General features: G+C 56.8%; 14 protein-coding genes and 1 riboswitch. Of the genes, 2 read left to right on the top strand and 12 right to left on the bottom strand.

The features are described from left to right. Position 1 precedes the first annotated feature (1 nt). The 6 genes from ilvB to sgrR all read right to left on the bottom strand — a co-directional run bounded on the left by ilvB (position 2) and on the right by sgrR (position 7,178). Positions 2-1,666, bottom strand: a complete 1,665-nt coding sequence (gene ilvB, locus FAZ14_RS06470; protein ID WP_016940619.1) for an acetolactate synthase large subunit — start codon at positions 1,664-1,666, stop codon at positions 2-4. Positions 1,667-1,778: 112 nt separating this feature from the next. Beyond that, a complete protein-coding gene (locus tag FAZ14_RS06465; protein ID WP_100224696.1) occupies positions 1,779-1,880 on the bottom strand; it encodes an ilvB operon leader peptide IvbL in 102 nt (33 codons plus the stop codon). Positions 1,881-2,010: 130 nt separating this feature from the next. Next, on the bottom strand, positions 2,011-2,703 hold the full coding sequence (gene thiQ / locus FAZ14_RS06460; protein WP_016940618.1) for a thiamine ABC transporter ATP-binding protein ThiQ: 693 nt from the start codon (positions 2,701-2,703) through the stop codon (positions 2,011-2,013). Beyond that, positions 2,687-4,297 carry a thiamine/thiamine pyrophosphate ABC transporter permease ThiP gene (thiP, locus tag FAZ14_RS06455; protein WP_038926617.1) on the bottom strand — a complete coding sequence of 537 codons (1,611 nt, stop codon included), beginning with the start codon at positions 4,295-4,297 and terminating at the stop codon, positions 2,687-2,689. Before thiP ends, thiQ begins: the two co-directional genes overlap by 17 nt. Beyond that, a complete protein-coding gene (gene thiB, locus FAZ14_RS06450) occupies positions 4,273-5,256 on the bottom strand; it encodes a thiamine ABC transporter substrate binding subunit (RefSeq protein ID WP_153508252.1) in 984 nt (327 codons plus the stop codon). The genes thiP and thiB overlap by 25 nt, the downstream gene beginning before the upstream one ends. A gap of 43 nt (positions 5,257-5,299) precedes the next feature. Further along, a riboswitch (TPP riboswitch) is annotated at positions 5,300-5,454 on the bottom strand. A 56-nt stretch (positions 5,455-5,510) separates the two neighbouring features. Then, complete coding sequence (sgrR, locus tag FAZ14_RS06445; protein WP_153508251.1) at positions 5,511-7,178, bottom strand: HTH-type transcriptional regulator SgrR; 1,668 nt, start codon at positions 7,176-7,178, stop codon at positions 5,511-5,513. Between the two features lie 111 nt (positions 7,179-7,289). Between sgrR and sgrT the strand changes: the two genes are divergently transcribed. Then, positions 7,290-7,448: a glucose uptake inhibitor SgrT gene (gene sgrT, locus FAZ14_RS06440; RefSeq protein WP_153508250.1), complete on the top strand. Its 159-nt coding sequence runs from the start codon at positions 7,290-7,292 to the stop codon at positions 7,446-7,448. A gap of 130 nt (positions 7,449-7,578) precedes the next feature. Here sgrT and tnaA read toward each other — a convergent pair whose 3' ends face one another. Further along, positions 7,579-8,979: a tryptophanase gene (gene tnaA / locus FAZ14_RS06435; RefSeq protein WP_012886183.1), complete on the bottom strand. Its 1,401-nt coding sequence runs from the start codon at positions 8,977-8,979 to the stop codon at positions 7,579-7,581. A gap of 100 nt (positions 8,980-9,079) precedes the next feature. Further along, entirely contained in the window at positions 9,080-9,190 is a 111-nt protein-coding gene (gene tnaC, locus FAZ14_RS06430; protein ID WP_012768352.1) for a tryptophanase leader peptide, read from the bottom strand. 237 nt (positions 9,191-9,427) lie between these two features. On the opposite strand from tnaC, the gene FAZ14_RS06425 reads away from it, so the two are divergent. Further along, positions 9,428-10,330, top strand: a complete 903-nt coding sequence (locus FAZ14_RS06425; RefSeq protein ID WP_153508249.1) for a siderophore-interacting protein — start codon at positions 9,428-9,430, stop codon at positions 10,328-10,330. Between the two features lie 63 nt (positions 10,331-10,393). On the opposite strand, the gene leuD is transcribed toward FAZ14_RS06425, so the two are convergent. From leuD to leuA, 4 genes are read right to left on the bottom strand one after another with little or no spacing between them, the layout of a single operon-like run. After that, positions 10,394-10,996 (bottom strand): 3-isopropylmalate dehydratase small subunit, encoded by a 603-nt coding sequence (gene leuD / locus FAZ14_RS06420; RefSeq protein WP_012768354.1) that lies wholly within the window; start codon positions 10,994-10,996, stop codon positions 10,394-10,396. Between the two features lie 11 nt (positions 10,997-11,007). After that, positions 11,008-12,408, bottom strand: coding sequence for a 3-isopropylmalate dehydratase large subunit (leuC, locus tag FAZ14_RS06415; RefSeq protein WP_016940612.1), 1,401 nt, complete (start codon positions 12,406-12,408; stop codon positions 11,008-11,010). Between the two features lie 2 nt (positions 12,409-12,410). Next, positions 12,411-13,502, bottom strand: coding sequence for a 3-isopropylmalate dehydrogenase (gene leuB / locus FAZ14_RS06410; RefSeq protein WP_153508248.1), 1,092 nt, complete (start codon positions 13,500-13,502; stop codon positions 12,411-12,413). Then, positions 13,502-15,076, bottom strand: coding sequence for a 2-isopropylmalate synthase (gene leuA / locus FAZ14_RS06405; RefSeq protein ID WP_016940610.1), 1,575 nt, complete (start codon positions 15,074-15,076; stop codon positions 13,502-13,504). Before leuA ends, leuB begins: the two co-directional genes overlap by 1 nt. Between the last annotated feature and the right edge of the window lie 223 nt (positions 15,077-15,299).

The raw sequence follows: 15,299 nt of genomic DNA, 5'->3' as shown, positions 1-15,299 counted from the left end.
TTTAATCTCCAATCATCTCAATATTGGCGGCACCCGGCGGTACCATCGGGAACACTTTTTCGTTGATATCAATCGCGGCGTGAATCAATGTCGGGCCGGGGCGTTGCAGTGCGTCGCGCAAGGCGGCTTGCGGGTCTTCCGCCGCGTTCAGATCGCAGGTGGCGAAACCGAATCCAGCGGCGATCGCCAGAAAGTTGGTTTGGTAACGGTAGTCTGATGCGACGAAGTTCTGCTTATAGAACAGCTCCTGCTGTTGGTGCACCAACCCCAGTGACTGGTTGTTCATCAGGACGATTTTGACGTTCAGGTTCTCTTCCGCCGCAGTAGCCATTTCCTGAATGTTCATCATCAGGCTGCCATCACCGGAAAAGCACACCACCGTACGTTGTGGTTCTGCCAGCGCCGCACCGATAGCCGCCGGTACGCCAAAGCCCATGGTGCCGAAACCGCCGGAGGTGAGCCATTGGCGTGAACGTCGCAGTGGATACGCCTGCGCGACCCACATCTGATGCTGGCCTACGTCCGTGGTGATGATGGCCTGGTCGTCCAGTTGCGCCGCCACCGCGCGGATCAACCCATAATGGCTGAGCGGGTCGTCGGCATTTGGCATATTGAACGGAAAATCACGTTGCAGGGCACGCACCTGTTCGAGCCACTCGGTACGAGGCTGGTGTTCGACCAATGGCAGTAACTGCTCCAGTGCTTGCGCGACATCGGCGTGAAGTGCAACGTGCGGCTGGCGGATCTTACCGAGTTCAGCGGGATCGATATCGATATGGATAACACGGGCATCCGGGCAGAATTCTTCCGCTTTACCGATAGCGCGATCGTCAAAACGGGCACCCAGTACGATCAGCAGGTCAGACTGTTGCAGGATCATGTTGGTATAGCGGGCGGCATGCATCCCGAGCATCCCGAGCGACAGCGGGTGATCCACCGGCATCGCGCCCAGCGCCATCAGCGTCATGGTGGTGGGTAACCCGGCACGCTCAGCCAGTTCGATGGCGTGTTGATGCGCATCTGCACTAATGATCCCACCACCCAGATACAGGATCGGTCGTTTGGCCTGATTGATCATTGCGGCAGCCGCGTTTAGGGCATGGGTATCGACAGCCGGAGCCGGGGACAGCCTGGCCGGTGCAGGCAGTTCCGTCAGTTCGATGGTCGCGGTTTGCACGTCTTTAGGGATGTCCACCCAGACCGGGCCGGGACGGCCGGATTGTGCCAGCCGAAAGGCGTCGTTAATCACCTGCGGCAGTTCGCTGATATCGCGCACCAGATAGTTGTGCTTGGTCACCGGGATCGAGATGCCATAGGTGTCGACTTCCTGAAACGCGTCGGTACCGATCATGCTGGAAGGCACCTGACCGGTGATGCACACCAGTGGAATAGAATCGAGCTTGGCATCGGCGATGGCCGTCAGCAGGTTGGTGGCACCGGGCCCGCTGGAGGCTATACACACCGCCGCTTTACCACTGGCGCGAGCCATCCCCTGAGCGATGAATCCGGCACCCTGTTCATGGCGGGCGAGTACATGGCGAATAGTGCGGCTTTTTCCCAACGCATCGTACAACGGCAGCGCCGCGCCGCCCGGAATACCGCTTACTGTGGTGATGCCTTGCTGCTCCAGCAGACGGATAATCAGCTCAGCTCCTGTATAACGCATAGTCATATCCTTTATCAGAGCCGGTCAGGAGGAGCGGGGAGGGTGGACATAAAGAAACCCCGCTCGGCTTGCGCCGGCGGGGTTTGGGAATCTAGGTTTGATTCGGAACCCGTTACGGCGCGCTGCCGACCACGACCACCACGCGCACGACGACGACCGCGTCAAGCAGCGCGGCGTTGTTTAGTAGTGCGAAAGTAGAGGTGGTGTGTTTCACGGGTAACCTTAATGTTCGTTTTGGTTAATTTGCGCTCCCATATAACCATGAGCGCGGAAAAATAGACAAGGCTTCAACACAGCAAAACCACAAAAATGTGCTTAATGTCACATTTTAAATGGGGTGTTTGTCATCCCAGCCCCAGTATTTTCGCGGCCTGTGCATGCTGCGCCAGCTCGCGGGTTGGGCCATCGTGATAGATTCGGCCGTCTACCACCAGCACGCTGCGTGGCGCAATGCGTATGGCGTCTTCCAACTGGTGTGACACCATTAAGAGTGTCAGGTGCCGTTCGCGGCAAATCTCATCCACCAGTGACAGCATTTCCTGACGTAGCGCCGGATCGAGTGCGGAAAACGGCTCATCCAGCAGCAGGATCGGTTGCTGGCGAATCAGGCAGCGCGCCAGTGCCGCCCGCTGGCGTTGCCCGCCAGACACCTGCGACGGCAGGCGTTCCAGCAGTGGCGAAAGCCCCATGCGGCCCGCGATATCACGTAGTGTTTGCTGCTGATCCGCACTTAATTTCAGGCCGGGATGCAGACCAAGGGCGATATTTTGCGCCAGCGTCAGATGGGGGAACAGGTTGTTTTCCTGAAACAGGATCGACACCGGGCGTTTTGCCGGTGGCGTGGCAGCATGATCCTGCCCGTTAAGCTGTAACTGGCCGCTATCGGCTGACAGAAAGCCCGCTATCAGGCTCAGCAGGGTACTTTTCCCCGCGCCACTCGGGCCCAGAATGGCAAGGCGCTCACCGGGTTGCACCTGTAAATCGAAGCGCATCGGCAGGTGTTGGTAGAGGTAGGTCAACTTATGGAGCGCTATCATGTAAGCCTGCCAGTTTCTCAATCAGGGTAAACAGCGTGAAGCACAATACCAACAGTAGCAGCGCTGTGACCGCGCCATCGGCACTGCGATACGCGCCGATTTGTTGATAAAGGTAAAACGGCAGGGTGCGAAACTGCTCGTTGCCAAATAGCGCGATGATGCCGAAATCACCCACCGATAATACGCAAGCAAAGGCCAGTGCCTGTGCAATAGGCGCACGTAGCGCCTTCATTTCCACCACCCTGAGTCGATTCCAGCCACGAATATCCAGTGACTGACACAACAAGCTGTAACGTGCGGCGGCGTCCGTCATCGGGTTTTCCAGCACTTTCATCGCATAGGGAATAGCCAACAGCGCATTGGTCAACACCACCAGTCCGTAAGGGGAGGAGGGTAGCCCGATGGTTCGATTGAATAGCAGGAAAAACCCTGACGCCAGCACAATGCCCGGCATCGCCAGAATCAGCATACCACTCAGGTCCAGCCACTGGGCGGCTAACCGTTGCTGACGCAGTCTCAGTTCACGGCTACTCCACAATAACATCAGGGTTAACGCGACGCTGAGCACACCGGCCGCCAGCGCGATACGCAACGAGGTCCAGAGCGTTTGCCACAATGCTGGCTGGCGCAATACGTCTGGCAACGAGCGATTTAGCCCATCGGCGAAGACGGCCAGGAGCGGTGGCAACAACAATAACAGCGCTGCTGTAATCAGTAGCGTATCGGTGACCCGGCTAAACAGGCTGTCCTGTGGGTCGCGCCAGCGCTGGCGGTTGCTGACACCGACCGCCAGTAACCGACTCAGCCGTTGGCTGAGTAACACCAGCCCCAGACAACAGACCATCTGCAACAGCGCCAGCAGCGCGGCCCGCGCAGGGTCATAATCAAAGTTTAGCGCCTGATAGATAGCCAGTTCGATGGTCGTCGCCTGCGGGCCACCACCCAGCGCCAGCACGGTAGCAAAGCTGGCAAAGCACAGCATGAAAATCAGTGCCCCGGCAGGTAAGAGCTGGCGGCGTAGCCACGGCCACTCCACCAGACGGAAGAAGTACCAGCCGCGCAGGCCGAGCTGGGCTGCCAACTGGCGTTGTTCGGTCGCAATGCCTTCCAGCGCCTGCAAGAACAGTCGCGTTGCCAGCGGCAGATTAAAAAAGACATGAGCCAGCAGGATGCCCTGCAAGCCATAAGGCGAAAACCGGTATTCGATGCCCACCTGCATCAGCAAACGTGCCAGCCAGCCTTCCCGACCATAGACGCTGAGTATACCGAACACGGCCACCAGCACCGGCAGTACCAGCGTCATCGCGCACAACCGCAGCAGCAGGCGATGGCCGGGAAAACGGCGTCGATACAACGCCCGAGCCAGAAATAGCGCGGGCAAAGTGGAAAGCAGTGCCGATAACAACGCCTGCCAAAAGCTAAAGCGAATGACATGCCACAGGTAACTGTCATTCCATAGTGACAACCAGGGGGTAGGGGGGGCGTCCAGCCACAGTGCGCCGAACGCCAGTGCCGCAGTAGCAATCAACAGAACCGCGGCCAGCAGCCCTGGCCACAGCCAGCCTGGGATCAGCGGCTGACGGCGCGCTGCCATGCCTGAACCCAATTAGCCCGCTGTTCTGCGACTTGCTGTGGGGAGAACTCCAGTGCGCTGGCTGGCAGCGTCAGGGTGTTGTAGCCCGCAGGCAGCTCGGTTTTGACAACCGGGTACATCCAGTTGGTGGTCGGAATGAGCTGTTGAACGGTAGGGCTTATCATAAATTGCAGGAAGCGTGCCGCCAGTTGCGGGTTTTTACTGCCAGCCAGTGAGGCGGCGACTTCGACCTGCATATAGTGGCCTTCGCTGAAGTTGGCGGCGGCATAGCTGTCTTTTTTTTCAGCGATGAGATGGTAGGCCGGTGAGGTGGTGTAGCTCAGTACCAAATCGGCTTCACCTTTCAGGAACAGGCCGTAGGCTTCACTCCAGCCTTTGGTGACGGTGACGGTTTTCGCCGCCAGTTTCTGCCAGGCAAGTGGTGCTTTATCGCCATACACTTTTTGCATCCACAACAGTAACCCCAGCCCCGGAGTGCTGGTGCGCGGATCTTCGTAGATCACCTTCCACGGCTGGCCGCTTTCCACCAGTTCATGCAGGCTTTTGGGCGGGTTTTTCAGTTTATCTTTGTTATAGACGAAGGCGAAATAACCGTAGTCGAACGGCAGGAAGGTCTCGTTGTGCCAGCCACCGGGCACTGTCAGCGTGCTGGTGTTCACGCCATGCGGGGCGAACAGGCCGGTCTGTGCTGCGGCCTGTACCAGATTGTTATCCAGCCCCAGCACCACATCCGCCGACGTATTTTTACCTTCCATTCGCAGGCGGTTGAGCAGGGCGACGCCATCTTCCAGCGCCACGAATTTCAGCTCACAGTCGCACTCTTTTTCAAACGCGGTTTTGACCGCCGGGCCGGGGCCCCACTCGGAGGCGAACGAGTCGTAGGTGTAGACCGTCAGAATGGGTTTGGCAAACACGGGGGCGGACAGCAATAACAGGCAGGACAATAATTTCTTTAACACTTTGCGCTCCAAATTGTTGAAGGCGGCAAAGGTCTTTGAGCAAGCAGAATGCAGTCTCAAATCCCTTCGCCGGTATTAACCGGATCAGGTTCGACGGGTATTTTCTCAGCGGCGCAAACGTACATGGTTGTTCGTGCATGACTCTTCGTACATGACAACGGGTACATGAATGTTGGGGCCGCACCCCGTTGAGAACGGCAACATTGTAAAGTGTTTGTCACATCAGGAAAAGCGCCATGACGGGGAGCAAAGGGTCAGGTGGTGGGGGCAGGCGGTGCGAACCAGGCCGACTTGAAATCGAACCAACCCAGCGTGTTCATGTGTAGCCCTCGCATGTTGGCCTGCCCTTGCAAGCGCAACCAGTGATGGAATAGCGGGTGAAGTTGCTGGTTACTGACCAGCGACTGGCTCCACTCTGCCAGCGACAGGTCACCCTGACGCCACCGACGCGCGGTGTTATCCAGCTCGTCTTCCCCTAAACAGTGGCGCAGCAACGGCAGTTCATACAGCATAGCGAACAGAGAGAACTCCAGCGGCAGATAAACATTGGCACTACCGAGCCAGATATCGCCGACATCGGTGCCCTGGCACCAGGCGTCGAATTCCAGGCTGCGTAGTGTCAGTGTGACGCCGTGTGATGCCAGCAAGCGGCTCATGATGTCGCTTATCACCGCGTACTCAGGGTGGTCACGGTAGTAAGTGAGCGTGAGGTGGGTCAGCCCGGCCGGTTTTTCCCGTACCGCGCGCGGTGGGCTGTGATGCCAACGCGGGAGCAAGCCATAGGCAGGGGACCAGTCACTCTGGTATGGGCTGTCCGCCAGAGCAAGCATGGCTACCGGGCTTAATACCTGACATAGCCAGTGGCGGATCTCCGGGTCTGTCATTGACGCAGAACGGCGGTCAAACAGCAGGAAATAACAGCCTTCTTCGAGCCGATTCTCCAATTCATTGTCGATGGTGTCATCGCCTTGCAACGTGACGGTACAGGCGGGGATAGTCGGTGCGTCTGGTAGTACCCAGATACTGACCTCATCAATCAGTGCCCGGTAGCCGAAGTAATCGTCAAACGCGGCGATTTTTAACTGATTGGGGGAATTGCGCACCACCTTATAGGGCCCGGTGCCTACGGGTTGACGCATAAAGTCCGGCAGCGTTGGCCATTCTTGCGGCAGGATCATCGCCGGTACGCTGCCGAGCAACCACGGTAGCCAGTCGTCCGGCATGCTGAGTCGGATATCCAGCACGAACGGCGTCGGTGACGAGATGTCAGCTAAATGGGAAAACAGCGGCAGCGACGTTAACCGGGATAACGAGGCGATCACGTCTTCCATAGTCAGTTCCCGGCCGTGGTGGAAGCGAATCGCCGGGCGCAAGTAGAAACGCCAGTGCAAGGGTGACAACGCCTGCCAGTGGTGGGCGATATCCGGCAACAGTTCCCCATTTTCCTCATTTAGGCTGGTTAGCCCGCTGAAAATCTGGCGGGCGATGTGGGTTTCCGAGCGGCGTAACGCACTGCCGGGCAGCAGATTATGCATCGGTCGATAGTAGAGGATTCTCAGCAGGTGGCGACCCTGGCGCACGCTGCGGCCAAGGTGTGACATCAGCATCTGGCGTACGGTTTCCTTGTCACCCACCAGTTGTACCAACTGGTCGATGCGGTCCTGCTCCAGCAAGTCTTCGGCCCGCTGCTGTTGTAAGGTTAATCCCGTGTAGAGAAAGCTGAGACGCGAGCGTTTACCACGCCCGGCTTCTGCCTGCCAGGTGAGCCAGCCTTGTTGTTGCATGGCGTTGAGTAGCGATCGGACATGGCGACGGGAGCAACTGAGCAACCCGGCCAGTTCCTGCAGCGTAGTGTCAGTGTCCTGACCTTGCAGGCATTGCCATAACCGAACGAATTGTTGTTGCAGGCGTGGGGAGGACATAAAAGGGGAACTCCACGACTCAAGGTCATCAATATATTTTTCCCTATATTACGCAGATACTGAATAGCAGTGAATGGTTCTGTACGCGAACCGTCGTGAAGGAGAGGCTCTATGTGCCGGTTATTCTGCTTTTATCGTCGCTGGCTTTGCCGAGGCTGTCGTCGGGGATGGGGTGTACTCACCGCTCCACAGCGAATGGCATTGCTGTTACAGGTTACGCAGTGGCAGATCCAGGATATGGACGAGGAAGACTATCGCCGCTGGCTGTAATGCTGGTGGTCATCGAATGAGAGTGAGAACGACGGCGGGAAACCGCCTCAGTGTTCTGAGTAATGGTGCTGTTCACCAGCCAGCGGAGTGCTCCGCTGGCTTTTTTTATGGCAGGTTTGATGGTGGCGCGTTATTCCACCGGTTTCAGCCGGGCGACAAAGTGGCGCAATACCGGCGGCTCATAGGTGAACGTCAGGCCTTTGATGCTGCTGGCCCTTTCTTTCAGTGCAATCAGCGAGTCGGCGATATAGTCCATGTGATCGTTGGTGTACACCCGACGCGGAATGGTCAGACGCAGCAGTTCCAGCGGCGACGGTTTCTGTTCGCCGGTATCCGGGTCACGCCCCAGCAGCAATGAACCGATTTCTACACTGCGGATACCCGCTTCCAGATACAGCTCATTATTCAGCGCTTGTGCCGGGAACTGCTCCGCCGGGATATGCGGCAGCAGCTTTTTCGCATCGACAAACACCGCATGCCCACCTACCGGGTATTGAATCGGAATCCCACCGGCACGCAGGCGCTCGCCGAGGTAGGTCACCTGGCCGATACGATAGGTCAGGTAGTCTTCGTTCATACCTTCTTCCAGACCGATAGCCAGCGCTTCCATATCACGCCCGGCCAGCCCACCGTAGGTCACAAACCCTTCCATTGGTACACAGCGGATGCGTACCTCGTTGAACAGATCTTCGTCGCTGCGAAAACAGCACAGTCCGCCGATGTTCACCATCGGATCCTTCTTCGCGGACATGGTGAGCATGTCACCGTACTGGTACATCTCATGGACGATCGCTTTGATCGAGCGGTTCTCATAACCGGCTTCACGTTGTTTGATAAACCAGGCGTTTTCGCAAAACCGGGCCGAGTCGATCACGACCGGGATCCCGTGCTGCTGCGCGATGCGATACACCTCACGCATATTGCCCATTGAAATCGGCTGGCCGCCGGAGCTGTTGCAGGTGACGGTGGTGATAATCGCCACGACGTTGTCCGCACCGTGTTGCTCGATGGTGGTCTGTAACAGGTCAAGGTCGAAGTCGCCTTTCCAGTCGTAATAGGTGGTGGTGTCGAAGGCTTTGGGGGTCACCACATTGATGGCGCGTGCACCGTTTAGCTCCACATGGGCCGCGGTGGTGTCAAAATGGAAGTTGGAAATGAACACCGGTTTTTTGCCGCCGCCAGCGCGTTGCTTCTTGGCAATCAGACACGGGAACAGAATCTGTTCCGCGCCACGGCCCTGATGGGTCGGAATCGTGAACGGATAACCCAGTAGCGCTTTCACCTGATCGCACAGATGGTAGTAGTTGCGCGACCCGGCATAGGCTTCGTCGCCCATCATCAGCCCGGCCCACTGGCGGTCGCTCATGGCACCGGTACCGGAGTCGGTCAACAGGTCGATGTAGACATCCTCACTGCGTAACAAAAACGGGTTATAGCCTGCTTCCTGCAAGGCGCGTTCCCGTTCGTCGCGGGTGGTCATACGGATGTTTTCTACCATTTTAATACGAAAAGGCTCAGGGATGCGTTTCATGCACTTTCTCCATAACGCCAGTCAGCAGGCCGGTTTGCCGCTGTATGACGTCAAAAAACAATAAATTGAAATAAAAGGAAAAAATCAGCGAGATGCTGAATCAGGCATGAAGCGAGCGTGGGAAATCGTCGGTAAGGCGGTGGTCGATGTTGAACCAGGGGCGACAGTCGCCGGAGAGGCTCAGGCGATAACACCGGATGATGCGTGTCATGAGGTCTCCTTATCTCGTGAATAACGAACAATCAGAATAGGGCAAAAGTACCGGATAAAACCGTGATCACGCGGGCAATCCCGCACTGACAGCGCTGGTCTTATATGAGAATTAAAATTGATTCAATAATGGTTCTCATTAGCATTTTTTAATGTTAAAACAGTCGACGTTTGGCATCGGAACCAGTTGCTGGGGCGTGTTGCCGTGGAGTCACTAACAAAGAGGTAAAGACAGGTTATGGCTGGGGTAAAGGAATATAAAGTGTTTGATGTGACGTTGGCCCATAAGACATTGCTTACCCCCTCGCTAATGCGCTGTGTCTTTCGTGGTGAGTCGGTGAAAAAGATGAAAATCTGCGCGCCGGATCAACGCATTAAAGTGCTGTTGCCTGCTGAAGACGGCACGCCGCCACGCCTGCCGGATGTGGGTGAGTGGTATAAGCTGGTGCAGGCTATGCCGAAGCCACAGCGCCCCATCCCGCGTACTTATACGTTGCGCAGTCTGGATACCGAAACCGGCGAAATGGTGGTGGAGTTTGTGGTGCATGGCACGGAAGGTCCAGCGTCAGCGTGGGTGCTGAGTGCGCAACCGGGTGCGACATTGCAGGTAGTGGCACCACGTGGTGACTTCGCCGGCGATAACGGCGGTTATGAGTGGGTGCTGTCAGCCAACACCCGTCAGGTGCTGTTGATGGGCGATGAAACCGCGTTGCCAGCCATCAAAGGCATTCTGGAACAGTTGGCGCAGCAGGATAACCCGCCGCAGGTGCAGGCATTTATCGAAGTACCGTTACAGGCCGATTGCACTGACGATTATCGCAATTTGCCGTTCGCCGAGGTGGTCTGGTTGCCGCGTGAAGGCACGGGCGCGACCTGTGGTGAGCGTTTGCTGGAAGCGGCGCGTCATTGGTCATGCCCGGCAGCGCAGGTAGCAGCACAGCCAGTGATGGTGGCAGATATCGCAGAGGGCGAGAAGGTGTGGGAACCGGCCAGCACGCAGCAGGGGCAGTTCTTCGGGTGGGTGGCCACGGAATCCTCAGCGGTGAAGGCGCTGCGCCGGTATCTGCTGGCAGAAAAAGGCCTGGCGCAGGAGTCCGTCACCTTTATGGCCTACTGGAGCCGGGGTCCGCGTTCCCACTGAGGTTGTTGACAACAAAGCCCACAGAAGTGGGCTTTGTTCGTGCAATAAAACAGCAAGGCCAAACTAGCGCAGAAACGCCGGTTGTTGCTGCTCGTAGCGAGCGATGGAGGCGTCGTGCTGCAGCGTCAGGCCGATACTGTCCAGGCCGTTTATCATGCAGTGACGGCGGAAGCTGTCTATTTCAAACGAATAGGTCTTCTCGCCTGCTTTAACCTGCTGTGCTTCCAGATCCACGGTGAAGGTAATCCCTTCATGGCTGGCTACCAGTTTGAACAGGTCGTCGATATCGGCATCGCTCAGTTTGACGGGCAGCAGCTGGTTGTTAAACGAGTTACCGTAGAAAATATCGGCGAAGCTCGGGGCGATAACGACCTTAAAACCGTAGTCGGTCAACGCCCACGGCGCGTGCTCGCGGGAAGAGCCACAGCCGAAGTTTTCGCGTGCCAGCAGAATGCTCGCACCTTTATAGCGCGGCTGATTCAGCACGAAATCCGGGTTAGGCTGCTGACCGGCATCGTCCAGAAAACGCCAGTCGTGAAACAGATGCTGACCGAAACCGGTACGGGTCACCTTTTGCAGAAACTGCTTCGGGATAATCGCATCGGTATCGACGTTGGCGGCATCCAGCGGCACCACCAAACCAGTGTGTTGGGTAAATTTAGCCATGGTTGCCTCTCTTAATTCAGTTCACGGATGTCTGCAAAACGACCGGTAATCGCTGCCGCCGCCGCCATCGCGGGGCTGACCAGATGGGTGCGGCCACCACGGCCCTGACGCCCTTCAAAGTTACGGTTACTGGTCGAGGCGCAACGCTCGCCCGGATTCAGACGGTCGTTATTCATTGCCAGACACATAGAGCAACCGGGCAGACGCCATTCGAAACCGGCATCCAGGAATATTTTGTCCAGACCTTCGGCTTCCGCCTGCGCTTTGACCGGGCCGGAACCGGGGACAACATAGGCTTGTACACCATCTGCCACTTTGCGCCCTTTGGCGATGGCAGCGGCAGCGCGCAAGTCTTCAATACGGGAGTTGGTGCAGGAACCGATAAACACTTTGTCGATTGCCACCTCCGTCAATTTCACGCCCGGTTGCAAACCCATATACGCCAGCGCTTTTTCTGCCGAAGCGCGCTCTACCGGATCATGGAAGGATTCCGGCGTCGGGATGATTTGATCAACCGCGATCACCTGACCGGGGTTGGTGCCCCAGGTCACTTGCGGCGCGATGTCGGCGGCATTCAGTGTGACGATGGTGTCGTAGTGCGCATCAGCGTCGGAACGCAGGGTGTTCCAGTACTCCACGGCGGCATCCCAATCGCTACCGGTCGGCGCGAACTGACGGCCTTTCAGGTAAGCAAAGGTGGTGTCGTCCGGCGCGACCAGACCGGCTTTGGCACCCATTTCGATTGCCATGTTGCACAAGGTCATGCGGCCTTCCATGCTCAACGCTTCGATAGCGCTGCCGGTAAATTCCACAACATGGCCGGTACCGCCAGCACTGCCGGTTTTACCGATGATAGCCAGCACGATGTCTTTGGCGGTGATACCCGGGGCCGCGTCGCCTACGACCTCGATCTTCATGGTTTTGGCGCGGCCTTGTTTCAGCGTCTGCGTCGCCAGTACATGTTCTACCTCAGAGGTGCCGATACCGAATGCCAGTGCGCCGAACGCGCCGTGGGTGGCGGTGTGGGAGTCACCACAAACGATGGTCATCCCCGGCAGCGTCATCCCTTGTTCTGGCCCGATAACGTGTACGATGCCCTGAAACGGGTGGTTCAGGTCATACAGTTGCACGCCAAACTCGGCACAGTTTTTGATCAACTCCTGCATCTGGATGCGGGCCATTTCGCCGCTGGCGTTGATGTCACGTGTCTGAGTCGAGACGTTGTGGTCCATGGTGGCGAAGGTTTTGCCCGGCTGGCGGACTTTACGGCCCATAGCGCGCAAACCGTCGAAAGCCTGCGGTGAGGTCACTTCGTGCACCAGGTGTCTGTCGATATACAGCAGTGGGGTTTCATTCGGTGCTTCGTGTACCACATGCGCATCGAACAATTTCTGATATAAGGTCTTACCCATGATTACGCCCCTTCTGCTACAAATCGGGCAATCGCATCGCCCATTTCATCGGTGGTGACGGCGTTGCCGCCGCTGGCCAGATCGCCGGTGCGGTAACCTTCCGCCAGCGCCTGGTTGACCGCCTGCTCAATGGCGGTGGCAGCATCATCTGCACCCAGGCTGTAGCGCAGCAACAGTGCAGCGGACAGGATTTGGGCGATCGGGTTGGCAATGTTTTTGCCTGCGATATCCGGTGCGGAACCGCCCGCTGGCTCGTACAGACCAAAGCCCTGTTCGTTGAGGCTGGCTGACGGCAACATCCCCATTGAGCCGGTGATCATCGCGCATTCGTCGGACAAGATGTCGCCGAACAGGTTAGAACACAGCAGCACGTCAAACTGGGACGGATCTTTAATCAGCTGCATGGTCGCGTTGTCGATATACAGATGATTCAGGCGAACATCCGGGTAATCGCGGGCGATTTCGTTGACGATTTCGCGCCATAAAATGGAGCTTTGCAACACGTTGGCTTTATCGATAGAGGTGACGATGCTACGGCGCTTGCGTGCGGATTCAAAGGCGATACGGGCAATGCGCTCGATTTCGAAACGGTGATACATCTCGGTATCGAAGGCACGTTCGTACATGCCGCTGCCTTCACGGCCTTTTGGCTGGCCGAAGTAGATACCACCGGTCAGTTCACGCACGCACAGAATGTCGAAACCGTTGGCGGCGATGTCGCTACGCAGCGGGCAGAAGGCTTCCAGCCCCTGATACAGGCGCGCCGGGCGCAGGTTGCTGAACAGGCGGAAGTGTTTGCGCAGGGGTAACAGCGCGCCACGTTCTGGTTGCTCTGCCGGTGGCAGATGTTCCCATTTCGGGCCGCCAACCGAGCCGAACAGAATAGCGTCGGCCTGTTCACAGCCTTCGATCGTCCCCTGTGGCAGCGGTGTACCCTGCCGGTCGATGGCGATGCCGCCGACGTCGTATTCGCTGGTGGTGATGCGCAAACCAAAACGCTGGCGAACCGCATCCAATACTTTATACGCCTGAGCCATCACTTCCGGGCCGATGCCGTCACCGGGTAAGACGGCAATATGGTAACTCTTGCTCATCACACTGTTTCCTGACTGTTGTGTTTGTTGTGTTGCTGCAAACGCTGCACTTCTTTTTCAACCAGTTGCGCACGTTTGATGTTGTTTAATACGTTAACCATCGCATTGGCGGAGGATTCGACGATATCCGTCGCCAGACCGACGCCGTGGAAACGACGGCCTTGATATTCCACCACAATGTCCACCTGGCCGAGTGCTTCCTTACCTTGTCCTTTGGCGGACAACTGGTATTTGACCAGATTGATCGGGTAACCGGTAATGCGGTTAATGGCCTGATACACAGCGTCAACCGGGCCGTTACCGGTAGCGGCTTCGGACAGTGTCTCGTCGCCACATGACAATTTGACGGACGCTGTAGCCATAACACTAGAACCAGATTGCACGCTGAAGTAGTCCAGACGATAGAATTCGGAGCTTTCCTGCTGGTTGTTGATAAATGCCAGCGCTTCCAGGTCATAGTCGAATACCTGACCTTTCTTGTCGGCCAGTTTGAGGAAATCGGCGTACAGTGTATCCAGATTGTAGTCGCCTTCTTTATAGCCCATTTCTTCCATGCGGTGTTTAACGGCAGCACGACCAGAGCGGGAGGTCAGGTTCAACTGCACTTCTTTCAGGCCGATGGATTCGGGCGTCATGATTTCGTAGTTTTCGCGGTTTTTCAGCACGCCGTCCTGATGGATACCGGAAGAGTGGGCAAACGCATTGGCGCCGACTACCGCCTTGTTGGCCGGGATCGGCATGTTGCAGATCTGGCTGACTATCTGGCTGGTACGGTAGATTTCCTGATGGTTGATGCTGGTGTGCAGGTTCATCAACTGGCTGCGTACTTTGATGGCCATGATCACTTCTTCCAGTGAACAGTTGCCAGCGCGTTCGCCGATGCCGTTGAGTGTGCCTTCAACCTGACGGGCACCCGCGTGCACCGCTGCCATGGCATTACCCACCGCCAGACCGAGGTCGTCATGGGTATGCACGGAAATGATCGCTTTATCGATGTTCGGCACACGCTGATACAACGAAGCGATGATGTTGCCGAATTCGTGGGGCAGGGTATAACCCACGGTATCCGGGATATTGATAGTACGGGCACCAGCGTTAATGGCGGCTTCCACCACCCGGCTCAGGTCTTCGATTGGGGTACGGCCAGCGTCTTCACAGGAGAATTCCACATCGTCGGTGTAGTTGCGGGCGCGTTTAATCATATACGTGGCCCGCTCAATGACTTCATCCAGCGTGCTGCGCAGTTTGGTCGCGATATGCATCGGCGAGGTGGCGATAAACGTATGGATACGGAACGCCTCGGCAACGCGCAAGGATTCGGCCGCCACATCAATGTCTTTTTCAACGCAACGTGCCAGGGCACAAACACGGCTGTTTTTGATGTTACGGGCGATCGTTTGTACCGATTCGAAATCGCCGGGAGAGGAGACGGGAAAACCGACTTCCATCACATTGACGCCCATCCTTTCCAGCGCCAGTGCAATCTGGAGCTTTTCTTTCACACTCAGGCTGGCCTGCAACGCTTGCTCACCGTCACGCAACGTCGTATCGAAAATAATCACTTGTTGGTTCATCGGTCTGGTTCCTTTGTTCTGTTTGCCTGGGCGCCCGGCGAGTAAAAAAAAACCCGCGCAACGGCGCGGGTTTTTTTATGGGGGGACCTGAAATCAGCTCTGAATTTCGCCCACCGGCATACCGCGCAAATAATATGCGTTTAGTAGTAGGCCTGGTAGCTGAGCGACGTTAAACATGCTGTTTCAGTATCCAAAATGAGTTGAAAACGAAGTTCTGCTTTTA

This window comes from Dickeya oryzae (genome assembly GCF_009372235.1).
GTDB lineage: Bacteria > Pseudomonadota > Gammaproteobacteria > Enterobacterales > Enterobacteriaceae > Dickeya > Dickeya oryzae.
The sequence above is the reverse complement of the archived record's forward strand: the minus strand, read 5'-3'. Positions and strand labels throughout refer to the sequence as shown.

What these genes read in the sequence shown, in the direction of transcription:
- ilvB (WP_016940619.1), bottom strand. Translation starts at nt 1,666, where the DNA reads ATGCGTTATACAGGAGCTGAGCTGATTATCCGTCTGCTGGAGCAGCAA.
- thiQ (WP_016940618.1), bottom strand. Translation starts at nt 2,703, where the DNA reads ATGATAGCGCTCCATAAGTTGACCTACCTCTACCAACACCTGCCGATG.
- thiP (WP_038926617.1), bottom strand. Translation starts at nt 4,297, where the DNA reads ATGGCAGCGCGCCGTCAGCCGCTGATCCCAGGCTGGCTGTGGCCAGGG.
- sgrR (WP_153508251.1), bottom strand. Translation starts at nt 7,178, where the DNA reads ATGTCCTCCCCACGCCTGCAACAACAATTCGTTCGGTTATGGCAATGC.
- sgrT (WP_153508250.1), top strand. Translation starts at nt 7,290, where the DNA reads ATGTGCCGGTTATTCTGCTTTTATCGTCGCTGGCTTTGCCGAGGCTGT.
- tnaA (WP_012886183.1), bottom strand. Translation starts at nt 8,979, where the DNA reads ATGAAACGCATCCCTGAGCCTTTTCGTATTAAAATGGTAGAAAACATC.
- tnaC (WP_012768352.1), bottom strand. Translation starts at nt 9,190, where the DNA reads ATGACACGCATCATCCGGTGTTATCGCCTGAGCCTCTCCGGCGACTGT.
- FAZ14_RS06425 (WP_153508249.1), top strand. Translation starts at nt 9,428, where the DNA reads ATGGCTGGGGTAAAGGAATATAAAGTGTTTGATGTGACGTTGGCCCAT.
- leuD (WP_012768354.1), bottom strand. Translation starts at nt 10,996, where the DNA reads ATGGCTAAATTTACCCAACACACTGGTTTGGTGGTGCCGCTGGATGCC.
- leuC (WP_016940612.1), bottom strand. Translation starts at nt 12,408, where the DNA reads ATGGGTAAGACCTTATATCAGAAATTGTTCGATGCGCATGTGGTACAC.
- leuB (WP_153508248.1), bottom strand. Translation starts at nt 13,502, where the DNA reads ATGAGCAAGAGTTACCATATTGCCGTCTTACCCGGTGACGGCATCGGC.
- leuA (WP_016940610.1), bottom strand. Translation starts at nt 15,076, where the DNA reads ATGAACCAACAAGTGATTATTTTCGATACGACGTTGCGTGACGGTGAG.